The sequence below is a fragment of the Pseudomonas azerbaijanoccidentalis genome (assembly GCF_019145495.1).
GTDB lineage: Bacteria > Pseudomonadota > Gammaproteobacteria > Pseudomonadales > Pseudomonadaceae > Aquipseudomonas > Aquipseudomonas azerbaijanoccidentalis.
On record NZ_JAHSTU010000011.1, the window covers coordinates 50,304 to 73,705 of the forward strand.

The window sequence follows — 23,402 nt, forward strand, 5'->3', positions numbered from 1 at the left end:
AGACCACGTTGGCCGATGACTCTGCCAGTCACTCAAGGGTATGAAGCGCGTGAAAATTCTAGTCACTGGCGGCGCGGGCTTTATTGGTTCGTCAGTCATTCGACATATCATCTCCAACACTAGCGACTCTGTGGTCAACGTCGACAAGTTGACTTACGCCGGTAATCTCGAATCCCTGGCCGAAGTCAGCCTAGACCCCCGATATGCGTTTGAGCGGGCTGATATCTGTGATCGAGGGCAGATCGATCGCATTCTCCAGCAGTACCAGCCGGATGCCATCATGCATCTTGCTGCAGAGTCGCATGTCGATCGCTCCATCTCCGGGCCTGCCGATTTCATTCAGACCAATATCGTCGGCACCTATACCTTGCTGGAAGCTGCGCGACACTATTGGGTAACGATGGATGAGGGGCGCAGGGCAGGCTTCCGTTTTCATCATATCTCGACGGATGAAGTGTTCGGGGATCTCGAAATCGGTGCCGCGTCGTTCACCGAATCTACCCCTTACCAGCCAAGTTCTCCGTATTCGGCGAGTAAAGCAGGTTCCGATCATCTGGTTCGGGCTTGGACGCGTACCTATGGGCTGCCGACACTGATCACCAATTGTTCAAATAATTACGGCCCTTACCACTTCCCTGAGAAACTGATCCCGCTGGTCATTCTCAACGCGCTGGAGGGAAAGCCCTTGCCGGTGTATGGCGATGGCAAACAGATCCGTGACTGGCTGTATGTAGAAGATCATGCCCGTGCGCTTTATCAAGTCATCACTGAAGGTGTTGTGGGTCAGGCGTACAACATTGGTGGCCACAACGAAAAACAGAATATTGAAGTAGTGCGGGCCGTTTGTGCATTGCTCGACGAACTTTGCCCGGACTCCCTTTATCGGCCGCACTCCAGTTTGATTGCTCACGTTGAAGACCGCCCCGGCCATGATCTGCGCTACGCAATCGATGCCGATAAAATCCAGCATGAGCTGGGTTGGGTGCCAAGGGAAACCTTCGAGACAGGCCTTCGCAAGACGGTTGAATGGTATCTCGACAACCCGGAGTGGGTTGCGCATGTGAAGAGTGGCAGTTACCAGCAGTGGATCGATCAAAACTACACAGATCGATCAAACTCATGAAAATTCTTCTGTTAGGGAAAAGCGGCCAAGTGGGCTGGGAACTGCAGCGCTCGCTCGCGCCGTTGGGTCGGGTGATTGCTCTTGATCGCGGGACAGTGGGCGAGCTGTGCGGTGATCTGACAGATCTCGTCGGGTTGCGAGCAACGATTCGGCAAGTCAAACCTGACATTATCGTCAATGCAGCGGCTTACACCGCCGTCGATAAGGCTGAATCCGAGTTTGAACTGGCAAATCAGGTGAACGGCCTGGCATGCCGGATGATGGCAGAAGAAGCGGTTAATCTTGGCGCGTGGCTAATTCACTACTCTTCCGATTACGTCTTCGATGGTCAAGGTTCAGTGCCGTGGAGTGAGTCGGATGCTGTGGCGCCGTTGAATCATTACGGTGCCAGCAAGCTCGCGGGGGAGCAGGCGATCATTGCGAGCGGGTGCAATTACCTGATTTACCGTACCAGCTGGGTTTACGGTGCTCGTGGCAACAACTTCGCAACAAGTATGCTGAGGCTGGCCAGAGAGCGTGAGACCTTGAACATCGTCAATGACCAGGTCGGTGCCCCTACCGGCGCGGACCTCATTGCCGACATTACTGCGCTGTCTCTCCAGCAGGCTCTTCGGTGCCCGGAGCTGTCGGGCCTATATCATCTGGCGGCCGCTGGAGAGGTGTCGTGGTGCGGTTATGCTCGGCATGTCATCGACTTTGCTCAAGCAAGCGGGGAGCAACTGGCGGTCAGGTCGATCAATCCAATCGAGACGTGCGCCTATCCCACACTTGCACGCCGTCCGCTCAACTCACGTTTGAATACTCAAAAGCTGCGTGACACTTTTTCTCTACACTTGCCGGAATGGCAAAGTGGTGTGAGCCGAATGCTCTCGGAAATCTTGAACAAATGACCACCATCAATCGTAAAGGCATCCTTCTCGCCGGGGGCACGGGCACGCGTCTGCACCCGCTGACCTTAGGTGTGTCCAAGCAAATGCTGCCTATCTACGATAAGCCAATGATCTTCTATCCATTGTCAGTGCTGATGCTCGCAGGCATTCGCGATATTCTGATCATCTGCACGCCGGACGATCTGCCGAGCTTCCGCAAGCTGTTGGGTGACGGAAGTCTGTATGGGGTCAAACTGACATACGCAGAGCAGCCCAGTCCGGATGGATTGGCTCAAGCGTTCATTATCGGTGAGGACTTCATCGGCAGCGATCCTTGCTGCCTGATTCTGGGTGACAACATTTTCTATGGTCACCACTTCTCCGACAGTTTGCGTGCGGCTGCCAACCAAGACTGCGGCGCTACGATCTTCGGCTACCATGTATCAGATCCGGAGCGTTTCGGTGTGGTGGAGTTCGATGCGCAAGGGCAGGCACTGAGCATCGAAGAAAAACCTGTCAAACCAAAATCCAGTTTCGCGGTGACCGGTTTGTACTTCTACGATAATCGTGTGGTCGAAATCGCAAAAGCCCTCAAGCCTTCCGCGCGTGGCGAGCTTGAAATCACCGACGTAAATCTCGCGTATCTGAAGCAGAAGTCACTCAGGGTGGAAGTGTTGGGGCGCGGTTTCGCCTGGCTGGATACCGGGACTCCGGATTCGCTACTCGAAGCCAGCCATTTTGTGCATACCATCGAAAAGCGCCAAGGGTTGAAGCTGGCATGTCTGGAGGAGATTGCATACAACAATGGATGGATTTGTACTGAGCAGCTGGCAGTTCAAGCTAATCGGCTTGAAAAGACCGCATATGGTGACTACTTGCAAAAACTTCTGAAGGTGCCGGGATATGAGATTTGATCGGTACGGATGGTTGATGTTATTTTGATGGCTCAACTTTGAAGCATTTATTTGTTTTCTAATGGATTTTTTTGTCTCCCGTCGGCGCATGAGTTATTAATTCCCGGCACTCGCTGTAGAATGGCCGGCAGAATTATCCAACCTTATTTGGCCCTGCATTTGAATCTCAATTGACCTGATTTTTGACAGAAGAGCTTGCTTGCCGAGAGCGGCCTCCAACGGATGGAGGGCAAGCAGAAACATCAGGGATGCGAATGCGGGTAGGGATGAAAGGTTTGGATCAACGTTGAGCTGTCACTCTGTCGCGTTGATTGCGATGCAGGGATGACTGGAAACATAACTGAGCCCCGCTTACTGGTTTCATCTGCCAGAGGAGGGGATTAAGGATTTAGAGCATGGAACTGATTCCCGTAATTTTGTCTGGTGGAGTGGGCAGCCGGTTGTGGCCTGTTTCTCGAGAAGCTCATCCAAAGCCATTCATGGAGCTGCCAGATGGTCAGAATCTGATCCAGAAAACCTTTCTTCGCGCTTCGCGCCTGGAAGGGGTTGTGGAGATTCTTACGGTGACCAACCGTGAACTCTTGTTCAAAACTGAAGATGAATATGGTGCTGTCAACAAAGCGAAGCATGCCCAGGGTTTCATCCTTGAGCCATTCGGCCGCAACACGGCTGCCGCCGTTGCCGCCGCTGCGCTTCAGCTTGAGGCCACGCATGGCGCTGACGCGCAAATGCTGGTGCTGGCTGCAGACCACCTGATCCAGGACGAGCAGGCTTTTTCCGCTGCCGTCGCCAGCGCCATGACGCTCGCCTCCGAGGGCTGGTTAGTCACCTTTGGCATTCAGCCGACCTACCCTGAGACAGGGTTTGGGTACATCGAAGCTCAAAAAGATGCGCCGCTTAAGGGCGGTTTGAAAGTCGCGCGCTTCGTCGAAAAACCAGATTTGGCCACTGCGCAAAGCTATGTCAGTGCCGGCAATTACTTCTGGAATTCCGGAATGTTTTGCTTCCGGGTAGGGACTGTCCTAGAAGAACTTCGCCAGCATGCGCCTGATGTAGTTGCAGCGGTCAGCAAGACGATCGAAATATCCCGACTTACTTCCTCCAGCAAATACCGTTGCCTGGCGCTTGATGCTGAGGCATTCGCTGAAGTTCCAGATATCTCAATTGATTACGCATTGATGGAACGTTCGTCCAAAGTTGCTACTGTTCCTTGTGATATTGGCTGGAGCGATATTGGTTCCTGGAATGCTGTAAGCGAACTGACGCAACCTGACGAAAACGGCAACCGTTTCGAAGGCGAGGTGCTTTCTCACGGTTCTCGTAACAACTACGTCAATAGCGAAGGTCGATTGACGGCGCTGGTTGGCGTTGAGGACTTGCTGGTCATCGACACCCCTGACGCGGTGATGATTGCCCACAAAGACCACGCTCAAGACGTCAAACATATCGTTAATCAGCTCAAGGCTTGCAGCCACACCGTGCACTTGCTCCATCGGACTGTGCATCGTCCATGGGGTACCTACACGACGCTGGAAAATGGCGAGCGCTTCAAGATCAAGCGCATTGTGGTTAAACCGGGTGCATCCCTTTCGCTGCAAATGCATCACCATCGCAGCGAACATTGGATCGTTGTCAGCGGCATGGCGCTAGTGGTCAATGATCAGCAAGAGCTGATGCTCAACACCAATGAATCAACGTTCATCCGTGCGGGCCACAAGCATCGCCTGAAAAACCCGGGTGTGATCGATCTGGTGCTGATCGAAGTACAGAGCGGTGATTATCTGGGTGAAGACGATATCGTTCGGTTCGAAGACAACTACGGTCGCGTCGACCAGTAACGACACTGAACCAGATGCAAACCTCCCGCTTGGCGAGGTTTGTGCGCCGGTGGCATCAGGCCCTGGTGATCCATTCTTTCCGTTGCCGCCCAAGGGCGGCAACGGACATTTCAGTTAGTGAGTAGCATGCATCCTCCTATCGTCACCCAATGCTTCAAGGCCTATGACATCCGTGGTCAGGTCCCCTCGCAGCTCAACGAAGACATCGCCTATCGCATAGGTCGGGCACTTGTGATTGAACTGCAGGGGAAAACCTTCGTTGTCGGGCAGGACATGAGACTCGAAAGCCCTCCTCTTGCGATTGCACTGATGCGCGGAATCACAGAGGCCGGTGCCGATGTGATTGATATCGGGCTTTGCGGCACCGAGGAGGTCTACTTCGCCACCAGTCACTACAAAGTTGACGGCGGCGTGATGATCACTGCTAGCCACAACCCGAAAGGGTACAACGGCATGAAGTTGGTGAAGGCGCAGTCCCGCCCCATCAGTGGCGACACTGGCCTGGACGCCATTCGCCAGCGTGTCGACATGGGTGAACTGGGAAGTATCTCGGCGACAAAAGGCAGCGTTCGCCAGGCCGTCGACAAGACAGCCTACATCGATCATTTGCTCACTTACGTTGATGTAAGCAAGTTAAAACCTCTCAAGATCCTCGCCGACCCGGGCAACGGCGCGGCAGGCCCGGTACTGAAAGCACTCACTGCGCGACTGCCGCTGCAGTGGGTGTTCATCAATGAAGAGCCAGACGGTAACTTCCCGAACGGTGTGCCGAACCCGTTGCTCCCGGAAAATCGTGAACTGACTCGTCAGGCATTACTGGCTAATCAATGCGACATTGGCCTGGCTTGGGATGGGGATTTTGATCGCTGTTTCTTCTTCGATGCTGATGGTCGATTTATCGAGGGCTACTACCTCGTCGGCCTGTTGGCTGAAATGCTGCTCAAGCAGCATCCGGGCAGCAAGATCATTCACGATCCGCGATTGACCTGGAATACCATTGAACAGGTTGAGCAGGCGGGAGGTATCGCCGTTCAAAGCAAAACCGGGCACGCCTTCATCAAGGAGCGCATGCGTGAGGAAGACGCGGTTTATGGCGGGGAAATGAGCGCTCACCACTACTTCCGTGACTTTGCGTATTGCGACAGCGGGATGATTCCGTGGTTGTTGGTATCGGCGTTGATTTCCGAAACTGGCGAAACGCTTGCTCAACTGGTGTCGAAGCGGATCGAAGCGTTCCCCTGCAGTGGCGAGATTAACTATCGTGTGAGCGATGTGAATGAAACCTTGCAAAAGGTGCTCGAGCACTTCCTGCCGAGCAACCCGAAAATTGATGAAACAGACGGAATCGGTCTTGAGTTTGGCGATTGGCGCTTCAGTCTGCGAGGATCCAATACGGAGCCTTTGCTGCGATTGAATGTGGAGAGTCGTGCGAGCGAAGAACTGGTTGTGCGCTATGTGGCGGAAATTGCCGGATTGATCCAGCAGTAAGTGCCTTGCGCATGATGATGGGGTGTGGAGCGGTAGAGGCCTGAAACGCTTCTATCCCCGGCTGTTAATCGCACGATTCGGAATCGCAAAGAGTGAAGACAGCTGGCTTCACTTTTATCAGGAGTAAGGAATGTTGGAGTTGTTCAAAAGCCTTTGGGATTACCGCGGCTTCGTTATTTCATCTATCCATAATGAATTTATTGCCCGTTTTGCTCGTAGCCGTTTAGGCGGTTTGTGGATGATCATCAATCCACTGGCTCAAGTCGCCATCTATGCACTGGTGCTCTCCAACGTGCTGGCAGCAAGACTGCCCGGTATCGACAATAAATACGCATACGCCCTTTATTTGATGGCTGGGATGTTGGCGTGGAGCGTGTTTGCGGAGATTATCGGGCGCTGCCTGACCTTGTTCATCGATCAAGGCAATCTCATGAAAAAAATGCGTTTTCCACGCATTACTTTGCCTGTGATTGTCGTGGGATCGAGCCTGCTTAACTATTTTTTGCTGTTTGTCGCGCTGTTGGTGGTCTTTGCTTTGCTGGGGCAATGGCCGCACCTTCAAATGCTCTGGCTAATACCGTTGACGCTTTCAGTAACGGCTTTAGCTGTCGGCATAGGCTTGATCCTAGGCGTATTGAACGTCTTCATTCGAGACGTAGGCCAAGTGGTACCGATCCTGCTTCAGGTCTGGTTCTGGTTCACGCCCGTGGTTTACCCGGTCAACATTATTCCTGAACAATTCAGGGGCTACATGGAATTGAATCCCATGTTTGCGATCGTTAGTGCATACCATGACATTCTGGTATACGCCAAAACTCCCGATATCCAGCAAATTGCAGTGACCACTGTTATCGCCCTGGGATTACTGTTGTTGGGGCTGTTTATGTTCCGCCGTGCTGCGCCGGAAATGGTGGATGTGTTATGAGCCTTTTGACTGTAAGTGATCTGGGCAAGGCTTATCGTGTCTATGCCTCTGAATTTCAGCGAATTGGCCGTTGGTTTGGGCTGAATATCAAACCTAGTGAGGAGCATTGGGTACTCAAGCACATCAACTTTTCCATCGGGCGGGGAGAAGCCATCGGTATTGTTGGTCAGAACGGCGCGGGAAAATCCACGTTACTGAAGATGATTACCGGAACCTTGCAGCCCACTGAGGGACGCGTTCAGGTTAAGGGCCGCATCGCAGCCATTCTGGAGTTGGGCATGGGTTTTACCCCTGATTTGACCGGTCGCCAGAATGTGTATCACGCCGCCGGTTTGATGGGCTTCAGCACTCAGCAAATAAGCCAGGCCATGCCAGAGATCGAAGCATTTGCAGAGATTGGCGAGTACTTCGACCAAACCGTACGCACGTATTCGAGCGGTATGCAGATGCGCGTGGCATTTGCCGTGGCAACAGCGTTTCGTCCAGACATTCTGATCGTCGATGAAGCCTTGGCTGTGGGTGACAGTTATTTCCAGCACAAGAGCTTTGAGCGTATTCGTGAATTTCAGCGCTTGGGGACGACGTTGTTAATCGTGTCCCACGACCGGGGTTCAATTCAGTCGTTATGCAGTCGCGCGATCCTTCTCGAACATGGCTCAGTAATCAAGGATGGCGCGCCGGAAGAGGTGATGGATTACTACAACGCTATTATCGCGGCCAAGGAAAACGCCACGGTTTCTGTCATCCAGCGCGAAGATGGCAGCGTACAAACCCGCTCCGGTTCGGGTGAAGCAAGCGTACGTTCGGTGAGCTTGCACAATAGTCAGGGAGAGCCGATCGAGTACGTACAAGTTGGCGAAAGTGTCAGCCTGAGAATTGATGTGCAGGTCAACAGTGACATTCCCGAATTGGTCACCGGCTATATGCTCAAGGACCGCTTGGGCCAAACGGTCTTTGGTACTAACACGCACCACTTGGGCTGCAAACTCGAGAGTTTGGCGGCAGGGCAAACCATGCAATACAGCTTCGACTTTGAGGCTAACTTGGGAGTGGGATCGTATTCGGTGGCTGTTGCGCTGCACACCACCGAAAACCACATTGCTTGTAACTTTGAGTGGCAGGACCTGGCGTTGGTATTCAACGTGGTCAACGTCTCCAAATCGGAATTTGTCGGGCTTGCCTGGTTGCCGCCTACAGTGGAAAAAAACAGATGAATGCGAATTTTTACCGGGCGTTTGAAGATCTCCATCGCGGCAGCCGCGAGTTGATCAGGAAGCGTCAAGAGGCCTACCTGCCTTTTATCAACCCGCTCAAGACATTGTACCCGCAGTGCCCTGCGTTTGATCTGGGCTGTGGCCGTGGCGAGTGGCTGGAGTTGATCCTGTCGCAAGGTTTTCTGGCGCGCGGTGTAGACCTCGACGAGGGCATGCTGCAGGCATGTCAGGCTCTTGATTTGCCTGCTGAGTACGGTGACGCATTGACGGCGTTGAGCGCACTGGAAGATGAGAGCCAGGTTGTGGTATCGGCGTTCCATCTGGTTGAACACATACCGTTCTCCTGTTTGCAGCAATTGGTCAGTGAGGCGTTGAGGGTGCTCAAGCCGGCGGGGCTGCTGATTATGGAGACGCCGAACCCGGAAAACTTGTTAGTTGGCACTAACTTTTTCTACCTTGACCCGACGCATGAAAAGCCTATACCGCATTCGTTACTCAGCTTTTTGACCGAGTTTACGGGCTTTGCGCGATCCAAGTTAGTCCGTCTTCAAGAGCCGGCGGCGCTGCATGACGTACCGCAACTTACCTTGATGGAAGTCTTTAGCGGAGTCAGCCCGGATTACGCAATCATTGCGCAGAAGACGGCGTTGGACGAGCAGATGGCGGTTTTCGACTCTTGCTTTGATCGTAATTACGGATTGAGCCTGGAAAGCCTGGCGGAGCGTTATGAGCAAAGCATGGAGCAACGTTTGCGGGTGATGGTCGAAAGCCACCGCATACAAGAGTTGCAGCAAACTCGTCAGCTGCGCGATGAGGCGTTAGCCCAGGCTCATGAGCTCTGGCTACAAAGTTGCACCGATCAAAGCCGCATTCAAGCGTTGATGAGCAGCACTTCCTGGCGCGTTACTGCACCTTTGCGGTGGTGCGTCAGGTCCGTGCGCTGGGTGGGAAGTCGCTTTAAGCGTTTAATCAAAGGCGGGGCCCGTCGAATCGTTGTTGTTGGGCTGCGCCATACCCTTGGGCGTCCGGGTTTGCGTCGGCAGCTCAACGCAGTCCTTAAGCGATATCCCCGTTTGTATGAGCCCCTCAAGCGCTTCGCCCAAACCCGTGGGCTTATGGCCACTCACTTCGGCCCGGCGAACAGTTCATTACCGCAGCACTTGGAGGGCCTGTCGGCGGGCGCTCGTCAAGTCTATTACGATCTGGAAAAGACTATCGAACAGAAGGATCACCGCTGATGCGTATTGTTATTGATATGCAGGGTGCTCAGGCCCGGCTCAGTCGGGGCGAATCGTCGTGCTACATCACCCAATTGGCTTGCACGTTAGCCCGGCAGTCAGACGAACATGAGGTTTTCTTGGCCCTGAGCGGGCTGTTTGATGGGACCATCGAAGAGATTCGCGCACAGTTTCATGGCGTTTTGCCGTTGAACAATATTCTTGTGTGGTCGGCGCCTGGCCCGGTAAATCGGCTTGATTCTGCTAACGAAGGTCGGGCGAAAGCCGCGGAGTTGATTCGAGAAGCATTTCTGGCCGATCTCAAGCCCGATTTGGTATTGCTATCCGATGTATTGGATAGTGCTGGCAATGAGTTGATTTTGACTGTTGGTGTGTTGGCGCAGTCCATTCGCATTGCGGTGGTATTGGAGTCTTTGGGTCACTCCCATGTTGGCGATGTAACTCCGCGAGGCTTGTATCAGGCGCAGCAAGTCCAGCAGATTCGGCGTGCAGAGAGGGTGTTGGTCATGCCGCCTCTGGATCCTGAGTATGTCAGCCAGGCGCTAGGGTTGCCTGCCGTTCAAGTCAGTGCTCTATCGACGAATCCTACGGCCGGTTTCGAAGATGCTTCATTGCACGAGGACGCCGCGGCTGTCATGGCCTTGTTGACGCGGGGCTCCCTGCAACGGGAGGATGTCAGCAGCCATGGTTTGCGTCAGAAGTTGGCGTATGTGTCGCCTCTGCCGCCTCAAAAAAGCGGGATTGCCGGGTACAGCGCAGACTTGTTGCCCGAGTTAAGTCGTTATTACGACATCGACGTGGTGACCGACCATCCTCAGGTCGATGATCCTTGGATTCTTGCGAACTGCCAGTTGCGCTCAGTGGAATGGTTCCGCCAGAACGCCATTCGCTATCAACGGGTTATTTACCACTTTGGCAATAACCCAATGCACGCCTTTATGTTCGACTTACTCGACAAGATCCCGGGTGTTGTGGTCTTGCACGACTTCTATCTGAGTGACGTTCAGTGGTATTGCCAGGTTTATGGGATAAAACCCGATATCTGGATCAAACAGCTGTATGAGGGGCACGGATACAAAGCGGTGGCTGATTTCCATCGGGACGGTGTACATGGCACGCTGGCCAAGTATCCCGGCAGCCTAGGGGTTATTAATCAGGCACTCGGAGTGATCGTGCATTCGAAGCACTCAGAGTCTTTGGCGCATCAATGGTATGGCGAAAGGGCGCGCTGTTCGGTGATCCCACTTCTGCGTGTGCCCGCAGGAAAGCCGGATCGCGAGCACGCCCGTGCAGTCTTGGGCTTGAAAAAAGACGACTTCGTGGTCTGTAGCTTCGGCTTTATGGGTAAGACCAAGCTTAATCATCGACTGTTGGCCGCGTGGGAAGACTCCACGTTGCTGCGCGAGGATCGCAACTGCAAGTTGTTCTTCGTAGGCCAGAATGATGCGTCAGACTATGGCAATGACATTGAGCAGCAGCTCAATAAGCGTGAGCAGCCTTCAAGCGTGAGCATTGTCGGTTGGACCGACGCACGCACTTATGAGCTGTACCTCGCCGCTGCAGACGTTGGCGTGCAATTGCGTGAACTGTCGCGTGGAGAGACATCAGCGGCAGTGCTTGATTGTCTGAATTACGGTCTGGCCACTGTCGTCAACGCCAATGGTTCCATGGCCGAGTTGCCAGATAACGTGTTAATCAAGCTGGCGGATGATTTCAGCGATTCGCAACTCACCCAAGCCCTGGAGCAATTGCGCAACGATCCCTCGGCTCGCGCGAGCCTCGGCAATGAAGCCGCCACTTACGTGCAAAGCACTCATGCACCTGCGTCTTGTGCCCAGCGCTATTTCGAAGACATTGAAGCCCATTATCTCGACCACAACCGTTACAAGGCGTTTATGTCGGCGGTAGGGCATGTGGTCTCGGATTATAGCGAGAGCGTGAACATTGTCGCGTTGTCCAAAGCAATTGCACTCAACCAGCCACCGAGCCTTGGCTTTGATCGCATATATGTTGATGTCTCCGCCATGGTCCGGGTCGACTTACGAACCGGCATTCAGCGTGTGGTCAGGGCGTTGCTGCTGGCGCTGATTGAATCACCACCGGCCGGTTATCTGTTTGAACCGGTTTACCTGAGCGATAGCGCAGGAGGCTGGCATTGGCGCTATGCGCGAAACTTTATGCTCACGTTGATGGGTTGCCCTAGCGAATTTTTAGTCGACGAGCCTGTGGATATGCAGCCAGGCGAACAATTCCTGGGCCTGGATTTTTCCGGTACATTTGTTGTTGAGGCGGGCAAGCGCGGGGTATTTACCCGAATGCGCGAGCAAGGTGTGAAGACTACTTTCGTCGTTTATGACCTGATCCCGATCCTGTTCGAGGAGCACTTTCCTGCGGGCACCAAGGCTGAGCATGCGGATTGGCTATACGAGATCTCAAAGGCCGATGCAGCGCTATGCATTTCTGCCTCGGTGGCTGCTGATTTGCAGGCTTGGGTTGCCGCCCATGGCGCACCACGTTCGTCTCGCCCTCCTTTGCAGACGAGTTGGTTCCACCTCGGTGCTGACTTGGCCGCTTCAAAGCCGTCGGACGGTTTGGAGAAAAGCGCAAATGGGGTGCTTGAATGCCTGCGTAGCGTACCGAGTTTCCTGTCGGTGGGTACCGTTGAACCACGCAAAGGGCACGCCCAAACCCTTGCAGCTTTCGATCTGCTATGGACCCAGGGCGAGCAGGTAAACCTGGTCATTGTGGGTAAAGAGGGCTGGATGGTTGGTGATTTGTGCGCGCGTTTGCGCAGCCACCCGCAATTGAACAAACGGCTGTTTTGGCTCGAAGGTATCAGCGATGAATACCTGGAAAAAGTCTACGCAGAATCGTCCTGCTTGCTGGCCGCTTCGAAAGGTGAAGGCTTCGGATTACCACTGATTGAAGCTGCGCAGCATAGGCTGCCAATTCTGGCGCGAGCCTTGCCGGTATTTCGCGAGGTTGCCGGAGAGCATGCGGCGTACTTCGAAGGTGACAGTGCACAGAACCTGGCCGACGCAATTACTCAGTGGTTGCAGGACTATCGTCACGGCTCCACCATTGATTCGGTTGATATGCCATGGCTAACGTGGAAGCAGAGTGCTGAGCAGCTTAAAGGGGTTTTACTCTCCAAATAAGGAGGTACGCGTAAAAAACTCGCTTGACTCTCAGATCTGTATTCATGTCCGGAATACTAGAACTATGCGAGCTAATACTAAACGTAAAAACGCGTAGTTGAGCAGCGAAGGAGATTAAGAGACAGTTGGGTTCGGTTTTTTTTTTTTGAGATCTGGATTCAGCGTGTTTGAGCCTCACTCGCGCACCTCCGCTGAGGTAATAGTCAAAATTTAGTTAGGTATGCGAGGGTATTGTTAAAGGGGTCAGCGTTTGCGGTGATCCCTCAAGGCCGCCCAGCAGAGCAGGTTTTGATTCGTAGACGCGAGTGTACTCGAATCAATGACCCCCACCATGTCAGGGTTGCCCGGAAACGAACACAATTAGTTAATAAACAAGGAAGATGATACGGCTTGCAGGACGTAAAAAACCATCGCGTCACCCTATAAGAATCAATAATTTGGCGTTATATATTCCTACAGTGGTTGCTCTCTATCCTCATTAGCGTTTCGCCAATCGCTCCTACCAAAACTAATTTCCTTCTACGCCTCTGCCATCGCAGAGGAATCGCGCCGCAAAATTCAGACCCACTCCCCACTCGGCTGTACCAAAGTTTCTTAGGTAACCATATGCTGTGATTGGTCTGAACGTGGATAATACTTAGTTGGTTACAGTGGATTGAGTGGGGCCAGTGCTAAGGAGTTGCGGCGTCATATGATGCATAAAGCCGAACCAGTCATTTTCACGGGGGCGCTCTGGAGGTGTTCGCACATAGTCGACTTGTTCAAGTACCACTATATCGCTCTGATCAATGTCGCGTGCCACTTGGTGGATGATTTTTGTCTGCGGCACGTCCTCACCTTCGGATGAAAGATGCTCGCCTGTACCCGATTTTATGGCGTATCTACTCCGCAAATAACCCGAATAGACTAACTCACTGTATGCACTTGAGTAGGACATCGCGGCAATGATTTGCCATGAAAAACTATCGCCCACGAAAACGATTTTAGGTAGACGTTTCGTATCTCCGTAAAGGCTGAGTTTAGGTTTTGGCGTAGCCGTCTTGACACCTCCATCCGACCAGATATTCATCAACAGTAGTGCATCATCATCAGCCCCTTCAGGCTTAGAAAACGTCGGAGTGCCGCAACCAATCTGGGTTACTCCGCCGTATACATGTTTTTCTGCCTCTCGCATGATCTCCGAAGCTATCACGCAACCGCTAAAGTAGTTCCAGTGTACGCCACTATCCGAATGTGTCGGGATTCCCTCGTTGCGCAATTGACGCATTGTGACGGTACTATCGATGACATTGACTCCTGCCTTTCGAAGTTCATCTGCCATGCTACCGTTCACACTAAAATTATCAGGCAATCCGTCTGGGAGAAATCTGCGTGGCACTGAATCTATGTAAATGGAGGGTTTACTAGCTGCCAATAAAACGACGAAATATTTACCTTTAGATGCTAGATCGTCTTGGATTGCTCGCATTCGAGCGGCGTCGTCTTGAGACGCTCTTCTATAATTTTCTTCATCCCTGTAGACCTTGCTGATATTCAGTATTTGATCACTTGTGAACAAACGACCATTGCTCTTAAACACTCCAATATTGGGTGCCTCTTCTGTGAGCTGGTAGATGGCCTCGTTATATGTTCTAACCATTGTTGGTCGGAAACCAGCGTGATCAGCCAGGTAAGTCGAGGCCCAGCGCTGGAATCTACCATCCAGAATTGACTTTATAGTGAGTTCCGGTTGTGGCTCTCCGTGTGGAACCCACCCTATCAGAGGTTTCTCTTCAACAAACGGAACAATGAGCTGAATGGCCGGGATCGAAATGATTCCTACTAGCGAAACTGCACATAATGCATGAAGAATTTTTATCGTCCGCATGTCAGAACCTGAAATATAAAAAGGGGGCATACCCTGAACTTAGCATAGCCATGGAACAAACGATGATGAGAGCAGCGGTCGTCGAAAACTGGATCAGAATCAACGAGCCGCTCACAGTATCATTCGTAGGTAGATACGACTTTCTCCATGTTGCAAAGCGTCGTGGCGATACGTCAGGCAACACTGCCAGCGCTGTAGCTAGAATCATTGTTGCCGCGTTTAGCTTTGTAAGAAAGAAAGCCAAGTCGGGTACAGTGGGATCACGCACTGGCGTAATCGCTCCGAACATTACCCCTAGATAGTTGAGTGCGTAGCTTAAGTCTGGAGACCGGAAGAGAACCCATCCGCACATTACAACTATTATGGTATAGGCTTGTGCTATAGCATTTGGGAATTTTACCGTTGGATGGGATAGCGAAACTAGTCGCTCTATACTCAAAAAAAGACCGTAATATGCGCCCCAGACGATAAAGTTCCAGCTTGCTCCGTGCCAAAATCCGGAGATTAGAAATACGATCCACAAATTCAGGAACACCCTTCCTGGCGTTGCACGGTTACCACCAAGGGGGATATAAAGATAGATCCGCATCCAGCTCGACAAAGAAATATGCCATCTTTGCCAGAACTCGCCGACTGAACGCGCAATATATGGTCGGTTGAAATTCTCAGGAAAATGGAATCCCATCATCCTTGCAAGCCCGATTGCCATGTCAGAATACCCCGAGAAATCGAAGTAAATCTGCAAGGTATATGCTGCAATGCCAAGCCATACATGTTCCACAGGCAACGATGTTGCATTGAATCCGAAAATTTTGTCTGCAATTCCGCCGATGGGATCTGCTAAAAGCGTCTTCTTGGCGAGCCCAATTGAAAACCGCATCATTCCCGCGACGACATTGTTTACCGTATTTTTTCGGCTATGGATCTGCTCCCCAATGTCGTGATACCGGATAATCGGACCAGCTATGAGTTGCGGGAACAGAAAAATATAGAGAGCACAGTCCAGAAAATTTCGCGGAGGAACGGCCCTTCCTTTATAGCTGTCGACCAGGAAGCTAACCTTATGAAACGTGATAAACGAAATGCCAAGGATTAATCCAATGTGCGGATCTCCTACGCTATAACCAAAAACTCTTGCAATCGGTCCAACAACATCGATTAAAAAGAATCCTGTATACTTGCTCCACAAAAGTATACCGACATTTACAAGCAGCCCGCCTATCAATACCGCGCGCCTCTGTTTCTCGGGCAAACCTCGCGATGGCTCGATAATCAGAGAAACTCGATAGTCAAGATACGTCGTGAACAATAGAACAAATACAAACAGCGGCTCTCCCCAAGCGAAGAACATAATACTTCCCGCGAGAGCAACTACGTTCTTTGCATACGTGGGAACCGCCCAGTACGCAACAAAAAAGAGCGGCAGGAAAAAAAACAGGAAAATAGGCGTCGTAAAAAGCATCGTTATTTGTGACTCATTATGTGGAGCGCCATGATAAATTACTGGCGAAGGCAAACCCTACCAACCACTGCAATAGAAGACTGGTTCGACTTCCGCCATTTTTTCCGTACGACACTACAGGACCGAGCTAGTCGATGTGGTAATCGGAAATGAAATTTTGATTGACTTCGGTGTGGTCACCAGCTTCCTGCGTAAATATTACGTCAGCTGCATGAGGGAAAGCCAGCGCAATATTGAGGGGACCAGATGACTCGCAAAGTTTGCTGCGTATTAAATTGAACACCCCTCAGATCTCTCATCGATTCTCGGCCTAGCCTGCTCCAACGAGGTTGCTCAAGTGATTGACGAAATCGCACAGTTGACTCGACTAGCGGGACAGATTTTAGTTTTTTCCGCCAAGACACTCACAAAGCATAGTGCATTTTGCGGTTGTATTTGGATGGACAGCCTCAAAGCGGAGTCTTCAGAAAAGCTTGTAGGGAATTAGCTCATCGGTGAGTCACCTCTCTAGATAGGCCTGGCAACTGCGAAGGCGATCAATGCTTGTTCGCTGGCATCAGTGATGGCAACACTTTGTTGAGTATGTGCAGGGTCAAGTCGGGTACGCGTTCCTACATGAGCCATGCTGCAGTAATGGCTGGCACTGTGCGGGCACTGACAGAATCCGAGAAGTCGAGTGGCACTGGCAGCCAAAGATCAGTAGTGGTAAGGCGATCGCGCAGGCGAGCCTGACCTTTTTTAGGGTCAAAGTCTCGTGATGGGGTTGCTCGCTAAGATACGGGTGCTGCTCGAGCGCGAGCCGCTTGTCGGCTCCAGTGCGTTGCTGTGTTGCCGTCGCTGTGCTGATAGTGTCTAAGTCGATGCTGTAGCCTGCTTGACGAGCTGTTTGGGTTAACTCCGGTTCTGAACTTGTTTGGCTGTCGCCCCACTGCCGATCATCAGCGGGGGTGACCAGCGCCAATGCCAAATCCATGCGCCACGCCTGCCAAATCTCTCGAGCACCGTCGAGGCCTTCGCTCGTAGTTTCAGTCTATCCGACTGGCCATTGAGCACCCCATCGACCATCGTGTTCAGCCTCTTCGTTGCCCAGAACAATGTCGCTGATAGGCAAGCCTACCGCGGCTGTTCCAGCGGCGCCGGCTGATTAGTCGGGTCCAGGCCCAGCGCTTCGCCCTTCGTTGCATAAATTACTCGGCCGGTGATCAGGATCAGATCGTGCCGACGGTACTTGAGGCTGTCAATTGTAACGGTATTGCCGTGGTTTGCCCTGTCCTCGTATTTAGCCTGAACTGTGGTCGGCCCAAATTTCACGGACGCAGACCAGTCGACCATGGCTTATGGCCTATCTGGGTGATGAGCGCCGCTATGCGCGTAGATCCAACGATTTGGTAGTGCTGCGTAGCGTTGAGTACAGGAGCAAGAGCGTCGATTATTTTGCCGGTATTAGGGAGAATTTGCAGCAACTGTTGCTGATCCACATGGATTCTTCGCGCTAGCTTGTAAAGCATCTAGCCGAAATGTTTTCGAATCGACTACAATCGCCAATCTGATAGGGAAACAACAATGACTACGTCTGCGCGCGAGCGACTTTTTGAACTTGACAGCCTGCGCGGAATTGCCGCAATTGGAGTTGTTCTTTGGCATTACACTGCAATGTGGCAAGTAAGGCCTATGAATTGGTTGTTCGCACCATTTTATAATACCGGCTTGCTGCTTGTGGATTTTTTCTTTGTTCTATCTGGTTTTGTAATTGCTCGCGCATACTGGAATAATGAGCGCGGTACCACTTTCCTCAAAAATATATTTCAACGGATTGCTAGAATTTACCCATTGCACCTTATAACCTTGTTATCAGTTATACCGTTACAACTAACGCTAATCCACTTGCTTGGGCCTCTTGACTATCTATTCTTGAATAATGATGTTTATCACTTTGCGCTAAATTTGTTTTTGCTAAATAGATCGAGTTTAGAGATTGGTTTTTCGTGGAATTCGCCAGCGTGGTCTATTTCCACTGAGATGATTATCAATTTCGTTTTTTTTGCTTTGATCGCGATGGGGAAGAAGGTTTCTGTTATTGGGATGGTGGCATGCTTTTTGATCGCGGCATTCGTTATTACTAAGAATGGTTTGCTGGTTAATGAGCGTCTATTTGGAGTGATAAACGCAGATATAATGCGAACAACTGCTGGATTTTTCATTGGGGTGGCGACTTACAAGCTATCAAATACAAAAATTCTAAAATCCATTACAAATTCATTTTTTGCCGATTTTGTTTTCATGATTGCCGTTACCTTGCTTGTCTTGTTCATGGTCTACGCTAGAGTAGGGTTGGTTCGACCAGAACACGTCGCCTTTACACTTTTTCCAATAATAGTGCTATCTGCAATCAGTAGTAGAGCGATCAAAAGCATTCTGAACGCTAAGGTGCTTGTAACGCTAGGAGAATGGTCCTATTCCATTTACCTTGTGCATTTTCCAATACTACTTGCGACCTTGCTAATCAGTACGGTTGCAAGCTACAAATTTCCTTATGAGTCGACATGGTTTGTGATCGCCTTTCTTGGTGTGGTGGTGCTTATCTCTTCTGTGACTTATAGAGTAATTGAAATTCCAGGGAAGCGTCTTCTATCAAAAAAACTATCATTTGTCGGGAGTTGCGACCCAATACGGAGCCAGTAAACTAAAAATTACGCGATTCAAGGCAGCTTAAACTGCACGAGTCTTTGGCGGCGAAACATCTTCTAGGTTGTGTCGGAGTTTCGCCATTTCCGTCAGTCGCATCTCGGCGGAGGGTAATCGTGAGAGTAGCCTGAGTTAACAATTGAACAATCCGGAGATGATTTATCGCTTTGGATTTGCAATTAGGCATTGGGGTGCTTGACAGGCATAGTGCGTGAGCGGCGCAAAGTTGTTGATGTGCCGAAAGTAAAGCTCAAGGGCAAGATCGCGAGGCCAGATGTCGCTCTTACAGGGGTTAACAAGCTTTACGGCATTGGGCGCAAACTCAATAAACGGCGAGGAGCCAACGTATTACCGGCTGTCAGAAAAAGAACCTGGCAACTCTGTTCCAACTGAAAAGCCGGCTGCAGAAAGTTCAGGCGCAGTTCGCTGTGCGAGGGACTGTGGATAAGAAATGCATTATCTGACGAACCGCTGGAGCCGGCTGGAGCGTAACTTGGTGGACCTTTTCTCCCGGTCGACAACAGTCCGGTAAAGATCGCGGTGACACCGTTCATCAGGCGAAGTGACTGGTGGTCCGTGGCGCGCACAAGAAGATAGCTCCATCGCACAAATCTACATGCGGGTCGAATCCACCAAGGTTGACGGGGGTAGAGTTCATCAGTGACTGCACCATCTACTGGGCGGTTACCACACAGCTCTTCGGTCCAACCTATGTGGCATTGCTGTGGTAGAGCCACTCGCTAGTGATGCTACGTTGGATACGAAGCGCTTCTGGCGGTCGGTCTAGCGTAATTCATCGATCGAATACGATGGATTCAGGATGATCATTCAATCCGCACCTCCACAAGAGTGGCGGATCAGGGTATTCTTGCGGGCCGAAAGAATCGCTCGATATCCCTTGCCAAGAAAGGCGCGGGAACCAAGATGCTAAAAATCAATACGGCGTAAGAAAAATGACATCCAGGTTCAAATTTGAAGAGAGTCTAGTCGGTAAGAAGGTGCTGGTTACCGGCCACACCGGCTTCACCGGAGGATGGGCGTGTCTTTGGCTGAAGTCTATCGGCGCGACCGTAGCGGGATATTCGCTTGCTCCTGAGACGACTCCGTCGCTGTTTTCAGAGGCAGATCTTGAGAGTGAAATGATTAGTACGCTGGGGGATATCTGCGATTTTGACAAGCTGAAGGGCGCAGTCGAATCCTTTCAGCCGGACTTAATACTGCATTTGGCTGCCCAGCCCCTTGTTCGTCGGTCTTATCGCGAGCCATTGGAGACTTTTTTGGTCAACGCTCAGGGTACCGCTCACGTACTCGAAGCCGCCCGCCAAGTGAAAAGTGTTCGTGGTGTGCTATGCGTAACTACGGACAAGGTTTACAAGAATAACGAATGGGCGTGGCCATATCGGGAAAACGATCCCTTGGGTGGCAAAGACCCTTATAGCGCTTCCAAGGCCGCGGCAGAAATGGTCATTCAGAGTTACGCAGCTTCTTACCCTGCTTCCTCCGGGCAGGGGCCTGCAATCGCTACTGCCCGTGGTGGAAATATTATCGGTGGAGGCGACTGGTCCGAAGATCGTTTGATCCCCGACTTCGTGCGTGCGGTAATCGACAATCAAGCAATGACCCTTCGCTATCCAGATGCTACACGACCATGGCAGCACGTTTTGGCTTTGGTGCATGGCTATCTGGTCATTTTGGCGGGGCTTTCTTCAAATAGCCCTGAACGTGTCGCCAAGGCATGGAATCTTGGTCCTCAGGAACTGAAGCAGCACTCCGTCAGAGATGTACTGGAATTGATGAGTGCGAACTGGAAACGCCCGAACCTGGAGTTCATGGATAGTCCTCTACCTGAAGCGGGTGCACTGGCGTTGGATAGCTCCATTGCCAGGAACCAACTGAACTGGATCCCTGTATGGGATACGGTGCAAGTGGTAGAGAAAACAGCTTCTTGGTATCGGGAATTTTATTCCAATCCTGGTCAAGCTCGCGCAATTACGCTTGCGCAAATCAGCGCCTGGCGATCGGGCATTCAGGAATGATCTTCATTGTTGGTGGCCGGGGGCGATTAGGGCAGGCACTTCGTGAGGAATACAAAGCGGACGAAGTCGTTTGCGTTGAAAGGGCGGTTTACCAACAATGGGGGGCGAGCGATTCTTTATACGATATTACAGCCTACTTTCAACGGTACGCTCAGCCCGGAGCCGTAGTATACATTTGCTCTGGTTTACTAGACTCAACTCTTGCCTCTGAGACGTTGCATAACGTCAATTTTCGGCTGCCTAGAAACATTATTCAGGCAGTATCTCCAATGGGTATTCGGGCTGTGACTTTCGGAACCGCGATGGAGGGGATGCTGACTGCAAACTCTTACGTACAGAGTAAGCTCGCGTTGAGCCGTTTCGTCTCTGAGATGAGCGGCGAACTGACACCAGCACTGCATATACGCATCCACACCCTATATGGAGGCGGGGAACCCAGTCCCTTTATGTTTTTGGGGCTGATAATGGCATCGTTGCGTGATGACAAGCCTTTTGCAATGACGTTGGGGCGACAGTTACGTGAGTACCACCACGTTTCTGATGATGCCGCAGCTGTCAGGGCGCTAGTGGATTATTCAAGTACAGGTGTGGTGGAGCTGAGTCATGGTCAGCCTGTTACCTTAAAGGCTTTAGCCGAAGCAGTCTTTGAGTCGGCAGGTAAGGGTCATCTCTTGCAGTTAGGGGCGCTACCTGAGCCGCAGCAAGAGAACTTTACTCAAGTGTTTACAAGGTCCTCAGTGCTCGAAGGCGTAATGTTTCGCGACGCGGTGGCGGGTGTTGTCGAATATATAAATACGCTGGTTGAAAGCTAAGATCAGTGCTTTGAAAGGGAAAATATTAAATGGCAAATGAACGGCCGCTGATATCTATATCTATCCCGGTTCTCAATGAGTCTGGAAATATCGAAGCGTTATATCGTCGTTTAGATTCGCTGGCACTAAAAATGAAGGATCGGTGTGACCTTGAATTTGTGTTTTCGGATAATCATTCGGATGACAATACCTGGGGCATGCTGGCGGAATTATCAAAAAACGACCCGCGGGTAAAGGCTATTCGTTTTTCTCGCAATTATGGGTTTCAGCGGTCAATTCTAGCGAATTATATGCACACCAAAGGTGACGCGGTGATGCAAATTGACGCAGATTTACAAGATCCGCCTGAAATGTTGGAGGAGTTTTTTGAGCGCTGGCAGCAGGGGCATGAAGTTGTCTATGGTGTTCGTAGGAAACGTCCCGAAAGTTGGCTGCTGAATACATTTCGGCGACTAGGCTATTGGGCGATCGACAAGGTGAGTGAACATCCGATCCCGCGTGATGTTGGTGATTTCCGGTTGGTCGACCGTAAAGTGATTAACGTTTTGTTGAAAACCAAAACTGCAAACCCATACCTACGAGGAATGATTGCCGGTATTGGTTTTAATCAAACAGGCATAACTTACGATCGAGATGCCCGAGTGGCGGGCGAAAGCAAGTTTAATATCTCTCGGTTAATCAGGCTCGGGTTAACTGCTGTCTTGAATCACTCCACCGTGCCGTTGCGTACCGCGTCGTTCGTTGGTGTGATGATTCTGGCAGGCAGCGTGCTGGGAGCTTTGTATTATATGCTCTTGCGCTTCACTCATCCTGAGCTTCCTCAGGGGTTGGCAAGTATTCATATTCTTGTGTTATTCGGAATCGGGCTGAATTCTTTTTTGCTCGGAATTATCGGTGAGTATTTGTTGCGCATTTATTTGGTTTTACGTGCTGATCCTGTTGCTGTTATACAGAAAAGCTTAAATTTTGATCCTGCTGATCTCAAACTATAAAGGAGTGTTTATGAAGGCAGTACTTTTGGCCGGTGGGCTTGGGACTCGGATTGCAGAAGAGTCGGATACCAAACCAAAACCTATGGTTGAGATCGGTGGTAAGCCATTGCTGTGGCATATTATGCGTTCCTATGCGAATCATGGGATCAAAGACTTTGTCATTTGCCTCGGTTACAAAGGTTATGTGATAAAAGAGTTTTTCTTTAACTACTACCGTCATATGTCCGACATGACCATCGACTTGGGTAATGGTGATCATCAGATCCTGAACAGTCAGGCTGAAGATTGGCGAATTACTTTGGTTGACACTGGAGCTGAGACCATGACAGGCGGCCGCTTGAAGCGTGTCGCCCCGTATCTGAATAACGAAACATTCTGTCTGACTTATGGAGACGGATTGTCTGATATTAATATCAGCGCAGAGATCGAATTCCATCGCCAGCATGGGAAGCTGGCTACCGTTGCCGCGGTTCAGCCCCCAGGTCGATTTGGCGTGCTTAATATTGACGCGCAGAATGGTGTGTCGAGTTTTGAAGAAAAGCCGAGCGATGAAATTGGCTGGATCAATGGGGGGTTTTTTGTTTTGGAGCCTGAAGTCATCAATTATATAGAAGATGACAGCACGTCTTGGGAACGCGAGCCGTTAACCAATCTGGCTAAGGATGGTCAACTTTCAGCGTTCCACCACAGCGGGTTCTGGCAACCGTGCGATACCTTGCGTGACAAGCGTGAACTCGAGGCCCTGTGGGCGAACAATAAAGCCCCTTGGCGGATCTGACGG

At 51.2% G+C, this 23,402-nt stretch carries 16 protein-coding genes; 14 read left to right on the top strand and 2 right to left on the bottom strand.

Annotated features, from left to right (window positions below):
- Positions 1-49 precede the first annotated feature (49 nt).
- The 9 genes from rfbB to KVG88_RS27665 all read left to right on the top strand — a co-directional run bounded on the left by rfbB (position 50) and on the right by KVG88_RS27665 (position 12,767).
- Entirely contained in the window at positions 50-1,123 is a 1,074-nt protein-coding gene (gene rfbB, locus KVG88_RS27625; RefSeq protein WP_217873275.1) for a dTDP-glucose 4,6-dehydratase, read from the top strand.
- The gene (rfbD, locus tag KVG88_RS27630; RefSeq protein ID WP_217873276.1) at positions 1,120-2,013 is read left to right on the top strand and encodes a dTDP-4-dehydrorhamnose reductase; all 894 of its coding nucleotides are present in this window, start codon (positions 1,120-1,122) and stop codon (positions 2,011-2,013) included. Before rfbB ends, rfbD begins: the two co-directional genes overlap by 4 nt.
- Positions 2,010-2,906 (top strand): glucose-1-phosphate thymidylyltransferase RfbA, encoded by an 897-nt coding sequence (gene rfbA, locus KVG88_RS27635; RefSeq protein ID WP_217873277.1) that lies wholly within the window; start codon positions 2,010-2,012, stop codon positions 2,904-2,906. Before rfbD ends, rfbA begins: the two co-directional genes overlap by 4 nt.
- 395 nt (positions 2,907-3,301) lie before the next feature.
- Positions 3,302-4,744, top strand: coding sequence for a mannose-1-phosphate guanylyltransferase/mannose-6-phosphate isomerase (locus tag KVG88_RS27640; protein WP_217873278.1), 1,443 nt, complete (start codon positions 3,302-3,304; stop codon positions 4,742-4,744).
- 126 nt (positions 4,745-4,870) lie between these two features.
- Positions 4,871-6,232 carry a phosphohexomutase domain-containing protein gene (locus KVG88_RS27645; RefSeq protein ID WP_217873279.1) on the top strand — a complete coding sequence of 454 codons (1,362 nt, stop codon included), beginning with the start codon at positions 4,871-4,873 and terminating at the stop codon, positions 6,230-6,232.
- Positions 6,233-6,362: 130 nt separating this feature from the next.
- Positions 6,363-7,157, top strand: coding sequence for an ABC transporter permease (locus KVG88_RS27650; protein WP_217873280.1), 795 nt, complete (start codon positions 6,363-6,365; stop codon positions 7,155-7,157).
- Positions 7,154-8,371 (top strand): ABC transporter ATP-binding protein, encoded by a 1,218-nt coding sequence (locus KVG88_RS27655; protein ID WP_217873281.1) that lies wholly within the window; start codon positions 7,154-7,156, stop codon positions 8,369-8,371. The genes KVG88_RS27650 and KVG88_RS27655 overlap by 4 nt, the downstream gene beginning before the upstream one ends.
- Positions 8,368-9,609, top strand: coding sequence for a class I SAM-dependent methyltransferase (locus tag KVG88_RS27660; protein ID WP_217873282.1), 1,242 nt, complete (start codon positions 8,368-8,370; stop codon positions 9,607-9,609). Before KVG88_RS27655 ends, KVG88_RS27660 begins: the two co-directional genes overlap by 4 nt.
- The gene (locus KVG88_RS27665) at positions 9,609-12,767 is read left to right on the top strand and encodes a glycosyltransferase (RefSeq protein ID WP_217873283.1); all 3,159 of its coding nucleotides are present in this window, start codon (positions 9,609-9,611) and stop codon (positions 12,765-12,767) included. The genes KVG88_RS27660 and KVG88_RS27665 overlap by 1 nt, the downstream gene beginning before the upstream one ends.
- 637 nt (positions 12,768-13,404) lie before the next feature.
- Here the strand turns inward: KVG88_RS27665 and KVG88_RS27670 are convergent.
- On the bottom strand, positions 13,405-14,634 hold the full coding sequence (locus tag KVG88_RS27670; protein WP_217873284.1) for an alginate O-acetyltransferase AlgX-related protein: 1,230 nt from the start codon (positions 14,632-14,634) through the stop codon (positions 13,405-13,407).
- 1 nt (position 14,635) lies between these two features.
- On the bottom strand, positions 14,636-16,096 hold the full coding sequence (locus tag KVG88_RS27675) for an MBOAT family O-acyltransferase (RefSeq protein ID WP_217873285.1): 1,461 nt from the start codon (positions 16,094-16,096) through the stop codon (positions 14,636-14,638).
- 1,563 nt (positions 16,097-17,659) lie between these two features.
- Between KVG88_RS27675 and KVG88_RS27680 the strand changes: the two genes are divergently transcribed.
- From KVG88_RS27680 to rfbF, 5 genes are all read left to right on the top strand, one after another.
- A complete protein-coding gene (locus KVG88_RS27680; RefSeq protein ID WP_217873286.1) occupies positions 17,660-18,778 on the top strand; it encodes an acyltransferase family protein in 1,119 nt (372 codons plus the stop codon).
- Positions 18,779-19,734: 956 nt separating this feature from the next.
- Positions 19,735-20,817 (top strand): CDP-glucose 4,6-dehydratase, encoded by a 1,083-nt coding sequence (rfbG, locus tag KVG88_RS27685; RefSeq protein ID WP_217873287.1) that lies wholly within the window; start codon positions 19,735-19,737, stop codon positions 20,815-20,817.
- Positions 20,814-21,629, top strand: a complete 816-nt coding sequence (locus KVG88_RS27690) for an NAD-dependent epimerase/dehydratase family protein (protein ID WP_217873288.1) — start codon at positions 20,814-20,816, stop codon at positions 21,627-21,629. The genes rfbG and KVG88_RS27690 overlap by 4 nt, the downstream gene beginning before the upstream one ends.
- 29 nt (positions 21,630-21,658) lie before the next feature.
- Positions 21,659-22,621 carry a glycosyltransferase family 2 protein gene (locus tag KVG88_RS27695; protein ID WP_217873289.1) on the top strand — a complete coding sequence of 321 codons (963 nt, stop codon included), beginning with the start codon at positions 21,659-21,661 and terminating at the stop codon, positions 22,619-22,621.
- A 10-nt stretch (positions 22,622-22,631) separates the two neighbouring features.
- Positions 22,632-23,399 (top strand): glucose-1-phosphate cytidylyltransferase, encoded by a 768-nt coding sequence (rfbF, locus tag KVG88_RS27700; protein ID WP_217873290.1) that lies wholly within the window; start codon positions 22,632-22,634, stop codon positions 23,397-23,399.
- The last annotated feature ends 3 nt before the right edge of the window (positions 23,400-23,402 follow it).

Bases quoted from the DNA above. Each gene is read 5' to 3' on its own strand.
- rfbD (WP_217873276.1), top strand. From the start codon at position 1,120: ATGAAAATTCTTCTGTTAGGGAAAAGCGGCCAAGTGGGCTGGGAACTG.
- rfbA (WP_217873277.1), top strand. From the start codon at position 2,010: ATGACCACCATCAATCGTAAAGGCATCCTTCTCGCCGGGGGCACGGGC.
- KVG88_RS27640 (WP_217873278.1), top strand. From the start codon at position 3,302: ATGGAACTGATTCCCGTAATTTTGTCTGGTGGAGTGGGCAGCCGGTTG.
- KVG88_RS27645 (WP_217873279.1), top strand. From the start codon at position 4,871: ATGCATCCTCCTATCGTCACCCAATGCTTCAAGGCCTATGACATCCGT.
- KVG88_RS27650 (WP_217873280.1), top strand. From the start codon at position 6,363: ATGTTGGAGTTGTTCAAAAGCCTTTGGGATTACCGCGGCTTCGTTATT.
- KVG88_RS27655 (WP_217873281.1), top strand. From the start codon at position 7,154: ATGAGCCTTTTGACTGTAAGTGATCTGGGCAAGGCTTATCGTGTCTAT.
- KVG88_RS27660 (WP_217873282.1), top strand. From the start codon at position 8,368: ATGAATGCGAATTTTTACCGGGCGTTTGAAGATCTCCATCGCGGCAGC.
- KVG88_RS27665 (WP_217873283.1), top strand. From the start codon at position 9,609: ATGCGTATTGTTATTGATATGCAGGGTGCTCAGGCCCGGCTCAGTCGG.
- KVG88_RS27670 (WP_217873284.1), bottom strand. From the start codon at position 14,634: ATGCGGACGATAAAAATTCTTCATGCATTATGTGCAGTTTCGCTAGTA.
- KVG88_RS27675 (WP_217873285.1), bottom strand. From the start codon at position 16,096: ATGCTTTTTACGACGCCTATTTTCCTGTTTTTTTTCCTGCCGCTCTTT.
- KVG88_RS27680 (WP_217873286.1), top strand. From the start codon at position 17,660: ATGACTACGTCTGCGCGCGAGCGACTTTTTGAACTTGACAGCCTGCGC.
- rfbG (WP_217873287.1), top strand. From the start codon at position 19,735: ATGACATCCAGGTTCAAATTTGAAGAGAGTCTAGTCGGTAAGAAGGTG.
- KVG88_RS27690 (WP_217873288.1), top strand. From the start codon at position 20,814: ATGATCTTCATTGTTGGTGGCCGGGGGCGATTAGGGCAGGCACTTCGT.
- KVG88_RS27695 (WP_217873289.1), top strand. From the start codon at position 21,659: ATGGCAAATGAACGGCCGCTGATATCTATATCTATCCCGGTTCTCAAT.
- rfbF (WP_217873290.1), top strand. From the start codon at position 22,632: ATGAAGGCAGTACTTTTGGCCGGTGGGCTTGGGACTCGGATTGCAGAA.